Raw genomic sequence first — 14900 nt, 5'->3', positions numbered from 1 at the left:
CTACGCGTGAGCCCGGCCCATGGTGGCCAGGGCTTCGGCGAACATGTCGCGGCTGCCGAGCTTGCCGGATTTGAGGCACAGGGCCAGCGGCTCCGGAGCATCAGTCACGCATAGGCCGATGCCGGGCCGGGTGAACGGCGCCACCGTCATGCGGCGAATGCCCAGAGCCTCCACCACCGCGCCCGAGGTCTCGCCGCCCGCCACCACCAGCCGCCGCGTTCCGCGCTCGACTAGCTGCTTGGCGAGGGCCGCCAGGATCTGCTCGGCCCGGCGGGCCGCCCCGTCGCGGCCCAGAGCGCTCTGCGCCGCCGCAACGCTTTCCGCAGTCTCAGCGGTGGTGAAGCCCACCGCGGCGCTTGCCTGGCGCTCCGCCCAGTCCAGCGCCCGCGCGACACTCGCCTCCACGTTCTCGCTGGCGGTCAGATCGATGCCCAGCACCGGATGATACTCAGCAAACGCCGCCATCTGCGCCTGGGTCTGAGCGGCGCAGCTGCCCGCCAGCACCACGCCCGGGCCGTCCATGCCAGGCAGCGGCGCCGGCACCTTAGCCTGAAGCAGCCCGTGCCGCTGCCACAGGCCGGGATAATAGGCCGCAACGGACGAGCCCCCGGTCATCAGCGGCCAGTCCCAGGTCGCTTCCGCAATGGTGACGAGATCGCTCTCGCTCACCGTGTCCACGATGGCATAGGCTGTGCCCGCCGCGAACAGGGCACGCGCGGCCGCACGCACCGCCTCCGCGCCCGCCAGCACCGTGGGCAGCGCCACCAGCCCAACCTTGGTTGCGGTCTGCGCCTGCAGCACCTTCACCAGGTCCGGCTCGGTCATCGGCGTCAGCGGGTCGAGCCGCTTCGGCGAATTGGACACGAGCGCGCTGCCCACGAAGAGATGCCCCTGATAGACCGTGCGCTCCGGTTCCGGAAAGCTCGGGCAGAACAGGGTGCCGTCGGCCCCCGTGATCTCGCGCAGCACATCCGCGCAAGGGCCGATATTGCCGGCCGGCGTCGAGTCGAACGTCGCGCAGTATTTGTAGAAGATCTGCCGGGCGCCGTGCGCCTTGAGGGCTTCTCCGCCCTCGCGGAAAGCGGCGACCGCGTCCGCCGCCGGGATCACCCGGGTGCGCCGGGCGATGACGATGGCATCCGCCCCGCGCACCTCGTCCACGGCGGCCGCATCGGTCACCAGCTGCGTCGCGGCACCCCCGGCCGCCAGCATGCCGGCCAGCTCCACCCCGCCGGTCAGATCGTCGGCCAATGCGCCGAACAGCAATTTGCCCGCCACCTATTCGCTCCCGCAGAACCGATTGAGCACGTTGCGGGTGATCTGTTGCGTGAACGGCTCGTTGCGCGCAAGCCCCATCACCCATTCGCAGGTGGCGGCGGTCAGCACCTCGCCCTTGCCCCGCGGCATATGCACCATCATGCCGGCGCCGTATCTCGACTTGGCCATGGTCTCCGGGCTCACCTCGCCATAGACCATCTCGGCCTTCTGCACCTGGTCATTGTTGCCGATATAGTGGCGGAAGGCTTCGATGCGGAAATCGCCTTCTGTCAGCACCGCCGGCGACATGGCGAGGATTTCAACCTCCTTCGGCGTGCCATCCGCCCCGGTCGGGTAAGGCAGCCCATCCCGGAACGTATAATCCACCCCGTCCACCTCATAGGCGAAGATTTCCGCCTCCGCCCCGAACACGTCGCCATAAGAGAGGTCGGTGCCGGCGAAGATCCAATGCTCCGGGCGGTAAACGGTAAAGCCGCGATTGCCCCGCGGCACGAACCCGCCCCATGAGGCATAGACGCCGCCGAGCCCGTTCACGCCCACCGTGCTGGCCCCTGGCCAGGCCACGCGATGATCCTCCCAGGCGGTGGACAGCAACTGCCTATTCGGCCCGTCGCGCACCGGGTCCTCCACAGGCGCCCGGGTCTTGTAGCAGACCTGGCTGCGGCCTTCGTCCTCCAGCCGAATCTGCCAGGTGAAATTGGCGCCGAACCGGGCGAACCGGCCACCGCGCTCCACATAGGCCTCGACCGCAAGCCGCATCTCCCGCGACCAGTATTCGTCATGCCCCACCACCACCAGGGCCGGATAGGCATCGAGCAGCTCCGGCCGGTAATGGAGGTCGGTCTGGGTGATCATGTCGAAGGCATAGCCCTCGCGTTCGGCCCACACCGCGAAATGCCGGTCGAACTGCGCCCAGCCCGCCGCATGGCAGAAGAAGCCGTAGCCATGGGCATAGGTCCATTCTTTCATGTGATAGGTCGGCGGCTGGCCGAACCGCCGCATGGGCGAGCACAGCCGTGGTGAATCCGGCGCATGCCACACCATGCCCCGGGTCCATGGCCTGAGCTGGCTCAAGATCGGCGAGGCCTGGTCCCCATTGGGCCCATCTATGCCGATATAGTGGTTGGCGCCGCCCCAGTCGTTATAGGCCTCATACGTCGCCGTCGGCAGCAGCATCAGCAGCTTGGCCGTGGGCTGGCCGGGCTTGGGCCGCACCACGAAGAAATGGTCCTGCACGAAATGGCTGCCATCGGGCCGCTCGCAGCGCGACACCATCCGGTAGAACCCCGATGGCATATCCTCCGGAATGCGCCAGCGATAGGCTACCGGCCAGCCGCAGCCCGCCCTGTAGGCATCTCTCGGCATGGGCGTGAACCGGCCGGGCACCATCGCCTGGTGCACGCTACGGGGCACAAGGCCATCGCGGATGATCTCCAGCGACCACTCAGCCGCATGGGTGCTGCTGTGGAACAAGACCTCGTCGCCCGCCTCATAGGAGATCGCATCCGTATAGGTATAGACCTCAGGCGCGGCAGGGTCCTCGCGCGGCGCCTCGTACCAGCGCCGGTCGAGCCAGCTTTCATCCGCATGCATCGGGCCGATGCGGCGCGGGCGTGTATTCATGGGCGTGGTCATTGAGAATTGCTCGTCATTAGCTGAGAGGCCTACAGTTCCATGGACACGAGCTGCCCGGGATAGCCCAGGGTCACCCACAACAGTCCCTGGTGGATGCAGAGATTGGTCGGATCGCTCCCCCAGCCCATGTCGATCATGCGGATGAGACGCCCGGAGAGATCGAGCACCGCGATCCGATCACCGACGCTCCCGGCGAGATAGATGCGGTCCTCGTGCACCGCCATGCCGTCCGGACCGAACCGGTCATCGAAGCGCTGCCATTCCTCCGCCGCGCCGGCCCGGCCGCTCTCCCAGGAAAAGCGGAACAGCTTATGTCCGACACTGGTGCCCACCAGCAGCGATCCATCCGGATGGAAGACGAGCCCGTTGGGGAAGCCCTCCATCTCTGCCATCACCTCGACCTCGCCCTGAAGGCTCGCCTTCAGCAGCTGCCCGCCATGATACCGGTCGGGCGCGCTGCCCAGCGTTTCCCAATTCTGCGGGTCGGTGAAGACGATGTCGCCCTCCGGCGTGAACTGCAGGTCGTTGGGCCGCGACGGCTTCGCCCCTGGCAGATCCACCGCCACGTCGGCGACCGTTCCATCCAGCGCAACCCGCTGCACGCGCCCGGAAATCTCCGGCTCCGCCCGCATCAGCCCATGGGCGCGGCTGGGTCTCAGCCCCCCATTATTGCAGACATAGAGATGCCCATCCGCACCCAAGCGCATGCCGTTGGGCGAGCCTTCCAGCGCGGATAGCTCAGTCAGGTCGCCATCATGAAACCGGCGGATCTTCTGATGCGTCAGGTCGACAAAGGCGATTGAACCGTCCGGCAGCGACACCGGCCCCTCGGGAAACCCAAGTCCCTCCACTTCCACCTTGTACTTGGTCACGCGATCACCTCCTGGGAGCGCATCGGCAGCCCGCGACGGGCCAGCGAAATCGCCTCGCCCCGCGTCCTGGTCTCGTCGGGCGCGAAATGACAGGCGACCAACTGGCCATTATCCGCTACGGGCCGCAGCGGCGGCACATCTCTGCGGCAGATGTCGCGGGCAAGCGAGCAGCGCGGATGGAACCGGCAGCCCTGCGGCACCGCTGCCGGATTGGGCGGATCGCCCGGCAGCAAAATGCGCCGCCACGAGCGGTCGCGCCGCGCCTTGAGGGTAGGCGCCGCAGAGAGCAGCGCCTGGGTATAGGGATGCAGCGGCAGGTTCATCACCTGCGGCCCCGGCCCGGTCTCGACCACCACGCCCAGATACATCACCGCCAGCCGGTCGGCCATGTGGCCGAGCACGTCGAGATCGTGCGAGATGATCATATAGGCGATGCCGCGCGCCTTCTGGATCTCCAGCAGCGCATTCACGATCTGCGCCTGGATCGAGGGGTCGAGCGCCGAGGTCGGCTCGTCCGCGATGATCAGCTCCGGCTCCAGCGCCAGCGCCCGCGCGATGGCGATGCGCTGCAGCTGCCCGCCGGAAAACGCCGCCGGCCGCTTGGAGAGATCCACATCGGCCATGCCGCTCGCCTTGAGTAGCGCCCGGGCCCGCGCCTCGATCCCCTCCTCCGGCTTCAGGCCATGCGTTTCGAACGGCTCCGCCATGATCTGGCGAATGGTCATGTTCGGGTTGAACGACGCGAGCGGGTCCTGGAAGATCGCCTGCATGCGCCGCCGCACGGGCATCAGCGCCGCAGGCCGCGCCAAGGTGATATCCTCACCGGCGAAGCGCACGCGCCCCGCCGTCGGCTCGAGCAGCCGCAGGGCAAGCCGCGCCACCGTCGATTTGCCGCACCCGCTCTCCCCGACAATGCCTAACGTCTCGCCCCGGTTGACCGTCAGCGACACGCCATCCACCGCGCGGATCTCGCGGCCGCGGGCACCGCGCTGCCGGAACGCCTTCACCACCTGGTCGAGTTCGAGCAGCGCGCTCATGCCGGCACCGGCGCCTCCACCAGCGGATGGAAACAGGCCGCCTCACCGCCCCCCAGCGGCCGCAACGGCGGCTTCATCCTCCGGCAGTCCGCCTCGGCGCGCGGGCAGCGCGCATGGAACCGGCATTCCTCGCGCTGACCACCGAGGCCGGGCGCTGCGCCGGGAATGGCCCTGAGCGTTGCCTTGAACGGCGTCTCGGCGATGGCCCCGCTCAGCATCAGCGCTTCCGTATAGGGATGCGCCGGCGCCGTCATCAGCGCATCCGCCGGGCCGATCTCCGCCACCCGTCCCGCATACATCACCAGAATGCGGTCGGCGAGCTCCGCCACCACGCCCATGTCATGGGTGATGAGAATGACCGTCAGCCCCATCTCGTCGCGCAGCTCGGCCAGAAGCTCCAGCACCTGCGCCTTGATGGTCACGTCCAGCGCGGTGGTCGGCTCGTCCGCGATCAGCAGCTTCGGCCCGCAGGCCAGCGCCATGGCGATCATCGCCCGCTGCCGCATGCCGCCGCTGATCTCGTGCGGATAGGCCCGCGCCACCCGCTGGGGGTCGGGCAGATGCACCCGCTCCAGCAGCTCCACCGCGCGCTTGGCCGCGCCCTTGCGGTCCGCCAGCCCGTGCACCAGCAGCGCCTCGGCAATCTGGTCGCCCACCGGCCACACCGGGTTCATGGCGCTCAGCGGGTTCTGGTAGACGATGCCGATATCGCGCCCGCGCACCTCGCGCAGCTCCGCATCCGGACGGTTGAGCAGCTCGCGCCCCTGGAACCGGATCGAGCCGGACAGCCGCGCCTCGGGCGGGGTCAGGCCCACGATGGCGCTGCCGGTGAGCGTCTTGCCTGAGCCGGATTCGCCGATGATCAGGAAGAACTCGCCTTCCGCCACGTCGAAGGAGATGCCGTCCACCGCCCGCAATGGGCCGACCGCCGTGTCGAAGCTGATGGCAAGATCGCGCACCGACAGGATCATGGTACCGCCCCCGACGTCTGCTTCGGGGCGAAACTGTCGCCGATGATGGAAAAGGCGGCAGTGGTGATCATCACCATCACGCCGGGAAACACCAGATACCACCAGGCATTGCCGAAATAGTTGCGACTGTCGCGGATCAACAGGCCCCATTCCGGCGTCGGCGACTGCGCGCCAAGCCCCAGGAACGACAGTGCAGTCACCGCCACCAGCGCATAGCCGATGTCGGTGGTCAGCCGCACATTCACCTCCTGGAACACGAAGGGCAGAATGTGCCGCCGCACCAGCGTCAGCGTCGGCACGCCCAGCGAGCGCGCCGCCTCCACATGGGGCAATTCCTTGATGCGCATCACCTCGCCGCGCACCAGCCGGGCAAAGCCGGGCCACCAGATGATCGACAAGGCAAGGGTCACGCTCCATAAGCCCCGCCCCATGGCCGCGGCCACTGCCAAGGCCAAGACCAGCGCGGGAAAGCCGAAGAACACGTCCACGATGCGCATGAGGATCTCGTCGATCCATGGCCGCGCCATGCCGGCGATCGCCCCATACACCACCCCGAAGACAGCCGCGCTGAACACGATCGCCACCGCCACGCCAAGGGAATAGCGGGTGCCGTAGATCACCCGTGAGAGCAGATCGCGCCCGCCCTCATCGGTGCCGAACGGATAAGCGGGGCTCGGCGGCTTCAGCCGGTTCATGATGTCGAGGGCGATCGGGCTGCGTGGCGCGATCAGCTCGGGAAACAGCGCGAAGGCCAAGAGCACTGCCAGCACGCACCAGGCGATCGCCACCAGCACGCCGCTGGAACGCACGCGCCGCCTCGCCGGGGCGGCAGCGGGTTCGGCCGGCGTGCTCATGCCGCCGCGCTCCGCACCCGCGGATCGATCACCGGCGCCAACAGGTCGAGGATCACGTTGATCAGCGAGAACACCGCGGTCGAGACAATGGCCAGGGCCACCACCGGCGCGTAGTCGAACACCTGGAACGACTTGTAGGCATAGAGCCCGATGCCCGGCCAGTCGAAGATCACCTCCACCAGGATCACCCAGCTGATCATGTAGCCGAACTGCATGCTGGTGACGGTCAGCAGCGGCGAGAGCGCGTTGCGCAGCACATGCTTGTACAGCACCCGCGACGCTCCCACCCCCTTGCCGCGCGCCGTCTTCACATATTGCTTCTGATATTCACTGATGAGCGCGGCCCGCGACATGCGCGTGCCCACCGCCAGAAGGTTGATGACGATGGTCAACGCCGGCAGCACCAGGCACTTGGCCGCCGACCAGAAGGCGGCAAGGTCGCCCGCCAGCAGTGTGTCGATCAGCAGGAAGCCGGTCACCACAGGCGGCGCCACCTCGCGCAGGGGAAAGCGTCCGCTGAGCGGCAGCAGGCCCATCTTGTAGAAGAAGATGAACTGCAATGCCATGCCCAGCCAGAACACCGGGATGCCGCTGCCCAGCATGGTGAACAGCCGGATGCCGCTATCCACCGCGCCACCCTGGCGCCGTGCCGCCGCCACCGCCAGGGCGAAGCTCACCGCGATATAGATGATGAAGCTGACGATCAGCAGCTCGAGCGTAGCCGGCAGGAACTGGGCGAGGTCTTCGGCCACCGCCTGCTTGGTCCGGAGCGACAGGCCGAAATCGCCGCGCGTCAGCCCCGCGAGATAGTCCACATACTGGCTGAGCAGCGGCTTATCGAGCCCGTATTCGGCGCGGATCCGGGCGACCGTCTCGGCGGAAGCGTTTTGCCCCGCCAGGAAAGCCGCCGGATCCGCCGGCACCACGCGGCTCAGGAAGAAGGTGACGGTCGCCACCACCAGGAGGACAAGCAGGGCCCAACCAACACGCCTGACCAGAAACCCTGCCATCGCCCCTTACTTCTCGTGCAGTTCCCACAGCCGCACATTGATATATTCGGCCGGGTCGATCTGGTAGCCTTGCACGTGGTCCGGCACCGGCACCACGGTCGTTGGCCTCGCCGTCCAGATGATGGTGTGGCTGTCGACCACCATCTCCGCCGCCTTCTTCAGCGCCTCGTACCGCTCCTTGTCGTCCGTGATCGTCGGGATCTTGGCGACCAGCGCGTCGAGCTCCGGGTTGGAATAATTGGCCGCGTTATAGAACCCGCCCGTGAGGTAATGGGCCGCGAAGAACTTGGTCGGATCGGTCGGGCTCAGGTTCGCATTGCCGATGATGAAGCAATTGCTCTTGTTCGACTTGGCCGCGGTGATCGCCTCTACGAAAGGCAGAAGCTCGATCTCGACCGTGATGCCGATCTGCGCAGCAGAGGCCTGCAGCACCGTGGCCGCGAAGGCGAACTCGGTGAACTCCGACGGCACCGAGCATTTCATGGTCGGGTTGGTCACGCCGGCCTTCTCCAGCGCCGCCTTCGCCTTCTCGACATCCTGCTGAATGGGCGCCATGTCGTTCTCGGGACTGCCGGGCACCCAGGCCGGAACGGGTCCGCGCGGCGTCACCGATGAACCCTGGAAGTACTGGTTCATGGCGTTGTAGTCATAGACCTTGGTCAGTGCGTCGCGGAAATCCGCGTTATCGGTCGGCGCGAGCGTGGAATTCAGGTAGATCGCCGGCCACGCCCACAGATTGTTGCCTTCGACCAGAGTGAAACCGGGGCTCTTGCCGATGCGCAGCGCCTCGTCGCGCGGCACGAAATTGGCGAGGTCGTATTCGCCACCTTCCAGGCCACGGGCGCGGTTCGAGCCTTCGGTCACGAACCGGTCGATCACCCGGTCATAGGCCTTGTCGGGAAACGTGCCCCACCAGTCCTTGTTGCGCTCCAGGTCGATCTGTGCCCCGCGCGTCCAGCTCACCATCTTGTAGGGGCCGGTCCCGTTGGCGTTCTCGTTGAAATAGGCGTCCCCCTTGTCCGGCTCGCTGGCGTGCTTGGCAATGTCCTCCGCCGACATGATCTCGCTGCGGGCGAGATTGCCCGCCAGGAACACGTTCGGCGCCTTGGTCTCGATCTCCACCGTCTTGGGATCGACCACCGTCACCTTGTCGATGTCGGCAATCAAATAGCTCTGGCCCTGGCCGATGCGCAGGTCGCGCTCGATGGTGGCCTTCACGTCCTCGGCGTCGAACGGGGTGCCGTCATGGAATTTCACCCCGTCCCGCAGGGTGAAGGTCCACTTGGTGCCGTCCTGCTTCCAGCTCGTGGCGAGCCCCGGCAAGAGCTTGTCCGGCTGCTTGAGGTCGTAGTTCACGAGCCGGTCGAACACGTTCCGGGCGATGGTCATCTCGTGATTCACATTGACCTTGGCCGGATCGACCGTGGTTGGCTCGGCCGCATCCGCCCAGACGAACACCTCCTGCGCCTGCGCCAGGTGACCCATCGTCAGCGCCGACAACAGCCCGGCGGCCATGCTCATGACGCGTAGTGACATCCCTCATCTCCCCTGATGCGACCGTCGGACACGGCCCTCGACCCCCACTGCCGTCTCGGCCAGCGAGGCCAAGATCCATCTTGCGCCCCTCGCCAAGATCAATGTTATATCCTATACGATATCATTTGACTGGAGTCGTCAACGGCTCTGAAGATGGGCAGATCAGGAAGGCGGGGGAATGGCCCAGACCACGTCACAGGCCGAAACACCGGGCGACCAGGATCGGGCGCCATCGCGCCAGGAGCTCGACTTTCTCATCGACCGCGCCCTGTTCGTGCGCCTCGAAACCGTGCGGCTCATCTCCATCGCCAAGGTGGGCCATTACTCCTCCGTCTTCTCCTGCGCCGAGATCTTCGCCGCCCTCTATTACGATGTGATGCGCCTGCGCCGCGGCGAGCCGGAGTGGCCGGACCGCGACCGTTTCCTCATGGGCAAGGGCCATGCCGCCGTCGGCCTGTTCCCCATCCTCGCCGATCTCGACTTCTTCCCCAAGGACATGCTGGACAGCTACACGCGTCTCGGCAGCCCCTTGGGCGATCATCCCGACCGCCGCCTGGTCAAGGGTGTGGACTTCAGCTCCGGCTCGATCGGCCATGCCCTGTCCGCCGGCCTCGGCATGGCCCTCGGCGCGCGCATGCAGAACAAGGATTTTCTGACCTATGTGCTGCTCGGCGACGGCGAGATGCAGGAAGGCCAGGTCTGGGCCGCCGCCATGGCCGCGAGCCATCACCGCACCGCCAACCTCGTCGCCATCGTCGACCGCAACGGCGTTCAGCTCGACGGCAGCGTGCCTGACGTCATCGGCATCGAGCCGCTGGACGAGAAATGGCGCGCCTTCGGCTGGGAGGTGCACGAAGTCGACGGCCACGACATGGCGGCCCTTGTCGCCACCCTGCGCAGGGTCAAGGCGGACCGCTCGCGGCGGCAGCCGGCCTGCATTATCGCCAACACCGTCAAGGGCAAGGGCGTCAGCTATATGGAGAAGGAGCACGGCTGGCATCTCGGCTATCTCGGCCCAGAGGACGAGGCGCTGGCCATTGCCGAACTGAAGCGGGGACTTGCCCGATGAACGGACCGGTCGACCCGGCGTCCTGGCACTATCGGCAGCTGGCCACCCGCGCGCCCACCCTGGGTGTGCTGGCGCAAACACTGAACGAGCTCGCCGATGCCGGCCATCCCGTGGCGGCCATCACCGCCGACCTGCAATATTCCAACGGCCTCGCCGCCTTCGCCCGCAAGCACCCCGAGCGCTTCATCCAGTTCGGCATTTCCGAGCAGAACATGGTATCGGCGGCCGCAGGCCTCGCCACCACCGGCATCATGCCCTATGTGGCGACCTTCGCGTCCTTCCTCGCCCTGCTCTGCTGCGAGCAGATCCGCACCGACATCGCCTATTCCGACCTGCCGGTGCGGCTCATCGGCCACCATACCGGCATCGCCATGGGCTTCTACGGCACCTCCCACCATGCCACCGAAGACATCGCCATCATGCGGTCGATCGCCGACCTCACCGTGGTCGCCCCCGCCGACGGCGTACAATTCGCCACCGCCCTCAAGGCGTCTGTAAACTATCGTCAGCCCATCTATTTCCGCATCGGCCGCGGCCACGACCCGCAGGTCTATGACGACGCCGGCGAGTTCCGCTTCGGCAAGGCCGTCACCCATTGCGAGGGCGAGGAGCTCACCGTCATCGCCTGCGGCAGCACGGTGCACCCGGCGCTTCAGGCAGTGAAGGCCCTGCGCGCCGAGGGCCGCTCCGTCGGCTTCGTCGACATGCATACCATCAAGCCGCTCGATCGCGATGCCGTGGTTCAGGCCATGCGCTCCAAGCTCATCCTCACCGTCGAGGAGCACAACATCATCGGCGGGCTGGGCGGTGCGGTCGCCGAGGTCATGGCCGAGACCGGCGGCGAAGCGCGGCTGATCCGCCATGGCATCATGGATGAATACAGCCTGATCGCGCCGCCGACTCATCTTTATGCCCATTACCGCCTGGATGCGCCGGGCATCGAGGCGGTCGCCCGGGAGGCGCTGGCGAGCTTATGAGGATGACGCGATGATCCAGCGCCTGGAGCCCGGCAATCTCTCGACCCGCGTCTATTCCACCTTGCGCGAAGCGCTCATCTCCGGCGCCTTCGGCCCGGGCCAGCGTCTGGTCCTGCAGGATCTGGCGGACAAGCTGGGCACCAGCGTCACGCCCGTGCGCGAGGCTTGCCTGCGGCTCGTCAGCGAGCGTGGCCTCGAAATGCGCTCCGGCCGCTTCGTCACCGTGCCGGCGCTCGACCTGCCGCGCTATTTGGAGATCCGCACCATCCGCATCGCCCTGGAAGGCCTCGCCGCCGAGCGGGCCGCCGAACACGCCACGCCTGAGGACATCGGTCATCTCCGCGCGATCCAGACCAAGTTCGAGGCTGCCCGCAATGCCGGCGATGCGACCACCGCCAACCGCCTCAACCGCGATTTCCATTTCGGCGTCTACCGCCTCTCGCGCCTGGAAATGCTGGTCGCCCAGATCGAGAGCCTGTGGGTCTCCATGGGCCCGATTCTCAAGGTCTATCACGAGGATATCCCGCCGGATTACCTGATCGCCGACGAGCACATCCACCTGATCGAAGCCCTGGAGCGGCGCGACGGGCCGAAGGCGCGCCGCGCCATGGAGCAGGACATCCTGCGCGGCGGTGAAGGCATCGTGGCCTATCTCACCAAATCGGCCGCCGGCACGGAGCCCCTGAAGGCCGCTAGCCGCTGAAATCCTCTCTGTCCGGGCCCGAAGGCGTGCGTATTCGGGGCCGGGTTTCCTGGTTTCATCCTCATCCATCTTTGAGTAAGGACCGGGCCTTAGGCTGATTGCGGAACCGCGGGCCTTTCCGGCGCTTTCCATTGCAACGTTGCGCAGTTGCCGCAAGGCCGACAAGAAGTGGACCGACCGTGAAATTCTGCATGGAGCCAAACGCTTGCTGTGCTTATATGAGCAAGGGGACGGCGGTGCGGCCGATCCAGAGGTTCATGTCGCAGCCAATGTGTAGCCAGTTCAGTGAAGCGAGATGAGCAGACCCGCAGATTGCACGTCGCGCAAGGAGATCGGCATTATGTTCAAGAGGCACTTTTCGGGTTTGGCCGTCGCGCTGATCGTGGGCACCACCAGCCTGGTGGCCAGCCACGCCGCCGAGCAATTCATTCCCCAGGGTTTTGTCTATGGCCCCGGCCGCGATGAGCTGCCGCCGCTCAACAGCGAGCAGGACCGCATCGATGCCCGGGCCGCGGTGCGCGAGACCGAGATCTGGAAGTCGCAATACCGCGAGCGCTACCTCATCGAGAACATGCAGCGGCTGCTGGACCACGACTTCAGCACGCCGAACCAGCTGAATTCCGCCTGGTAAGCAGATGCGCCCGCCGGACCGGCGGGCGCTCGCCCGGTCTCTTCCTTAGGTCGCCGCCCCTCAGTGCCGCTCGAGCCACGCGCGCGCCTGCCGATGCGCCTCCGCGATCTGCTCCGGGGTCAGGTGCCTGGCCAGCTGGCGGCGGTGGCTGCGCGCCTCCACATTGCCCTGCAGGGCTGCCAGGATCATCCATTTGTGCGCGGCGACCAGATCCCGCTCTCCGCCTGCCGCCTGGGCCATGAGGCCCAAGCGGAGCAGCAGCTCGCCCGAATGCCGCTGCGGATGCTCTGGCCTTTCATTCGACACAACGAGGGTCAGATGAGCCATGACCCCACTCCCCCAACGCAACATGCTCACAACCACCCGGCTCGCGCCAGAACCGCCCGGGCAGAGCGGCTGAACCCCTTCCTGCCCGGGCCGAGATCATCTTGCCGGATGTTGCAGAATGCAGCGTTAAGAAACGTGGTTAATCAAAGCTCAAGGGCGGCGCTCAGCTTTTGACACCGAACAGGATCTCACGCGCCTTCTTGTCGGTCTGTAGCCGGTTGGGATCCCGCCGCTCGGCGCCAACCTCCAGTCCCTTCGAAACCGCAGGGCGCGCCTTCAGCGTGTCGAACCACCGGCGGAGATTGGGGAACTGGTCCAGATCCTGCCCTTGGTTCTTGTAAGGCACCACCCAGGGGAACGCCGCCATGTCGGCAATGGAATAATCGCCCGCCAAGAACTCGGCCTTGGCCAGGCGCTTGTCCATAACACCGTAAAGACGGGAGACTTCCCTCGTGTACCGCTCGATGGCGTAAGGGATCTTTTCGGGCGCGTAGTTGCGGAAATGGTGCGCCTGCCCCGCCATCGGCCCGAGGCCGCCGACCTGCCAGAACAGCCATTCGTCGATCTTGGCCTGGCCGCGCGGGTCGCTTGCATAGAACCGGCCGCCCTTCTGGGCGAGATAGCGCAGGATCGCGCCGGACTCGAAGATGGAGAGCGGCTCCCCGCCCGGACCATCCGGGTCGACGATCGCCGGCATGCGGTTATTGGGCGAGATCTCCAGGAACGACGGCTCGAACTGCTCGCCCTTGCCGATATCCACATAGTGGATCTCGTAAGGCATGTTCAGCTCTTCGAGTGCGATGGTGATCTTCCACCCGTTCGGGGTCGGCCAGTAATAGAGCTTGATCGGCTTGCGTGCCGCAGCGTCATTCATCGGCTTGTCTCCTCGAAACCATTCGGGGCCAATCCATAGCCGGATTGTTTTCAGCCGCGAGGATAATGACGGAACCCTCGTCCTGTCACCAGGACAAGGCCGCCAACACCGCCTAGGTGGGTTGCGCCGGGCGCATGCGTCTTCAGCGCGACGGATTTTGCGGCTGCACCCGCCGCCGTGGCGGCACCGTGCAGGTGTAGACGCCCGCAAGAATGATGGCGAGCCCCACGAACTGGAACCCGTGCAGCGTCTCGCCCAGGAACAGCACCGCCAGGATCGTGCCGTAGGCAGGCATCAGCGGGTACATGTAGCTCGCCATATTGGGGCTGAGACCCTTGATCCCCTCGCTCCAGAAGAAGAAGGAGCCGATCGAGGGAAACACGGCGATGAACAGCATGGCGCCGATCATGGCTGGCTCGAGGGGCGGCACCGCCTTGGCGTTGAGCAGGATGTCTATGGGGTAGACCAGCCCGCACAGGCCTGCAGACAGGGCGGCCGTGACGGTGAGGTGGGCGAGCCCGTCGAGGCGTGTCGGCCAGATCTTCAGCATGACCGAATAGAGCGCCCATAGGGGCACCGCCAGCAGGATCAGCAGATCGCCGAAGCCGAATTCGAGATGGAACAGGAACCCAGGATCGCCGCGGCTGACCACCACCAGCACCCCGAGCACCGATGTCATCATGCCCAGCCCCTGGCGAACCGTCAGCCGGTCGCCGAGCATGAGCCAGCTGAACAGGACGATGAAGAATGTCAGGCTCGAATTGAGCACCACGCCATTGATGGCGCTGGTGTGGTTGAGCCCCCAGAAGACCAGGAACGAAAAGCACACCCCGCCGGTGAGCGCGATCAGAAGAAGAGGACGCATCTCCCTGCGGACCACGGGCCACTGGCGCATGACGGCGGGCAGGCCGACCGGCAGAAGGATGAGCGTCGCGATGAACCACCGCCAGAAGTTCAGGCCGATGGGCGAGATGATATCGTGAACCCCGCGGCCCACCACCCAATTGCCGGCCCAGAACAATGGCGCGAGCGCCAGAAACACATAATACCGCATGAACGCACAGGAGAAGGAGAAGCGAAATCGGGCCGGATCATCGCAGAGATTGGACCCACTTCAGGTGGTCGG

15 protein-coding genes are annotated in these 14900 nt (G+C 66.1%); 4 read left to right on the top strand and 11 right to left on the bottom strand.

Annotation, left to right across the window (positions count from 1 at the left end):
* From otnK to E4P09_RS23820, 8 genes are read right to left on the bottom strand one after another with little or no spacing between them, the layout of a single operon-like run.
* Positions 1-1278: a 3-oxo-tetronate kinase gene (gene otnK / locus E4P09_RS23855; RefSeq protein WP_239025345.1), complete on the bottom strand. Its 1278-nt coding sequence runs from the start codon at positions 1276-1278 to the stop codon at positions 1-3.
* On the bottom strand, positions 1279-2913 hold the full coding sequence (locus E4P09_RS23850) for a N,N-dimethylformamidase beta subunit family domain-containing protein (RefSeq protein WP_137392169.1): 1635 nt from the start codon (positions 2911-2913) through the stop codon (positions 1279-1281).
* A gap of 29 nt (positions 2914-2942) precedes the next feature.
* Positions 2943-3785 carry an SMP-30/gluconolactonase/LRE family protein gene (locus E4P09_RS23845; protein WP_170984613.1) on the bottom strand — a complete coding sequence of 281 codons (843 nt, stop codon included), beginning with the start codon at positions 3783-3785 and terminating at the stop codon, positions 2943-2945.
* Positions 3782-4822 (bottom strand): ABC transporter ATP-binding protein, encoded by a 1041-nt coding sequence (locus E4P09_RS23840; protein WP_137392167.1) that lies wholly within the window; start codon positions 4820-4822, stop codon positions 3782-3784. Before E4P09_RS23840 ends, E4P09_RS23845 begins: the two co-directional genes overlap by 4 nt.
* Complete coding sequence (locus tag E4P09_RS23835) at positions 4819-5790, bottom strand: ABC transporter ATP-binding protein (RefSeq protein WP_428977739.1); 972 nt, start codon at positions 5788-5790, stop codon at positions 4819-4821. Before E4P09_RS23835 ends, E4P09_RS23840 begins: the two co-directional genes overlap by 4 nt.
* Positions 5790-6647: an ABC transporter permease gene (locus E4P09_RS23830; RefSeq protein WP_137392165.1), complete on the bottom strand. Its 858-nt coding sequence runs from the start codon at positions 6645-6647 to the stop codon at positions 5790-5792. Before E4P09_RS23830 ends, E4P09_RS23835 begins: the two co-directional genes overlap by 1 nt.
* Positions 6644-7657: an ABC transporter permease gene (locus tag E4P09_RS23825; protein WP_137392164.1), complete on the bottom strand. Its 1014-nt coding sequence runs from the start codon at positions 7655-7657 to the stop codon at positions 6644-6646. Before E4P09_RS23825 ends, E4P09_RS23830 begins: the two co-directional genes overlap by 4 nt.
* 6 nt (positions 7658-7663) lie before the next feature.
* Positions 7664-9193 (bottom strand): ABC transporter substrate-binding protein, encoded by a 1530-nt coding sequence (locus E4P09_RS23820; RefSeq protein WP_239025344.1) that lies wholly within the window; start codon positions 9191-9193, stop codon positions 7664-7666.
* A 178-nt stretch (positions 9194-9371) separates the two neighbouring features.
* Between E4P09_RS23820 and E4P09_RS23815 the strand changes: the two genes are divergently transcribed.
* From E4P09_RS23815 to E4P09_RS23800, 4 genes are all read left to right on the top strand, one after another.
* Entirely contained in the window at positions 9372-10262 is an 891-nt protein-coding gene (locus E4P09_RS23815; protein ID WP_137392163.1) for a transketolase, read from the top strand.
* Complete coding sequence (locus E4P09_RS23810; protein ID WP_137392162.1) at positions 10259-11239, top strand: transketolase family protein; 981 nt, start codon at positions 10259-10261, stop codon at positions 11237-11239. Before E4P09_RS23815 ends, E4P09_RS23810 begins: the two co-directional genes overlap by 4 nt.
* A 10-nt stretch (positions 11240-11249) precedes the next feature.
* Positions 11250-11942 carry a GntR family transcriptional regulator gene (locus E4P09_RS23805; protein WP_137392161.1) on the top strand — a complete coding sequence of 231 codons (693 nt, stop codon included), beginning with the start codon at positions 11250-11252 and terminating at the stop codon, positions 11940-11942.
* Between the two features lie 340 nt (positions 11943-12282).
* Positions 12283-12573, top strand: a complete 291-nt coding sequence (locus E4P09_RS23800) for a hypothetical protein (RefSeq protein WP_137392160.1) — start codon at positions 12283-12285, stop codon at positions 12571-12573.
* 60 nt (positions 12574-12633) lie between these two features.
* Here E4P09_RS23800 and E4P09_RS23795 read toward each other — a convergent pair whose 3' ends face one another.
* From E4P09_RS23795 to E4P09_RS23785, 3 genes are all read right to left on the bottom strand, one after another.
* The gene (locus E4P09_RS23795; protein WP_137392159.1) at positions 12634-12900 is read right to left on the bottom strand and encodes a sel1 repeat family protein; all 267 of its coding nucleotides are present in this window, start codon (positions 12898-12900) and stop codon (positions 12634-12636) included.
* A 163-nt stretch (positions 12901-13063) separates the two neighbouring features.
* Positions 13064-13774: a glutathione S-transferase N-terminal domain-containing protein gene (locus tag E4P09_RS23790; RefSeq protein ID WP_137392158.1), complete on the bottom strand. Its 711-nt coding sequence runs from the start codon at positions 13772-13774 to the stop codon at positions 13064-13066.
* Positions 13775-13916: 142 nt separating this feature from the next.
* Positions 13917-14828 (bottom strand): DMT family transporter, encoded by a 912-nt coding sequence (locus tag E4P09_RS23785; RefSeq protein ID WP_137392157.1) that lies wholly within the window; start codon positions 14826-14828, stop codon positions 13917-13919.
* Between the last annotated feature and the right edge of the window lie 72 nt (positions 14829-14900).

Origin of the sequence: Rhodoligotrophos defluvii (genome assembly GCF_005281615.1) — a bacterium.
In the GTDB taxonomy this organism is placed as follows: Bacteria; Pseudomonadota; Alphaproteobacteria; order Rhizobiales; family Im1; genus Rhodoligotrophos; species Rhodoligotrophos defluvii.
Note: the sequence above shows the minus strand (reverse complement) of the source record. Positions and strands in the feature narration are given on the sequence as shown.

Coding starts and splice junctions, on each gene's coding strand:
- E4P09_RS23850 (WP_137392169.1), bottom strand. CDS start 2,913: ATGACCACGCCCATGAATACACGCCCGCGCCGCATCGGCCCGATGCAT.
- E4P09_RS23840 (WP_137392167.1), bottom strand. CDS start 4,822: ATGAGCGCGCTGCTCGAACTCGACCAGGTGGTGAAGGCGTTCCGGCAG.
- E4P09_RS23830 (WP_137392165.1), bottom strand. CDS start 6,647: ATGAGCACGCCGGCCGAACCCGCTGCCGCCCCGGCGAGGCGGCGCGTG.
- E4P09_RS23825 (WP_137392164.1), bottom strand. CDS start 7,657: ATGGCAGGGTTTCTGGTCAGGCGTGTTGGTTGGGCCCTGCTTGTCCTC.
- E4P09_RS23820 (WP_239025344.1), bottom strand. CDS start 9,193: ATGTCACTACGCGTCATGAGCATGGCCGCCGGGCTGTTGTCGGCGCTG.
- E4P09_RS23815 (WP_137392163.1), top strand. CDS start 9,372: ATGGCCCAGACCACGTCACAGGCCGAAACACCGGGCGACCAGGATCGG.
- E4P09_RS23810 (WP_137392162.1), top strand. CDS start 10,259: ATGAACGGACCGGTCGACCCGGCGTCCTGGCACTATCGGCAGCTGGCC.
- E4P09_RS23805 (WP_137392161.1), top strand. CDS start 11,250: ATGATCCAGCGCCTGGAGCCCGGCAATCTCTCGACCCGCGTCTATTCC.
- E4P09_RS23800 (WP_137392160.1), top strand. CDS start 12,283: ATGTTCAAGAGGCACTTTTCGGGTTTGGCCGTCGCGCTGATCGTGGGC.
- E4P09_RS23795 (WP_137392159.1), bottom strand. CDS start 12,900: ATGGCTCATCTGACCCTCGTTGTGTCGAATGAAAGGCCAGAGCATCCG.
- E4P09_RS23790 (WP_137392158.1), bottom strand. CDS start 13,774: ATGAATGACGCTGCGGCACGCAAGCCGATCAAGCTCTATTACTGGCCG.
- E4P09_RS23785 (WP_137392157.1), bottom strand. CDS start 14,828: ATGCGGTATTATGTGTTTCTGGCGCTCGCGCCATTGTTCTGGGCCGGC.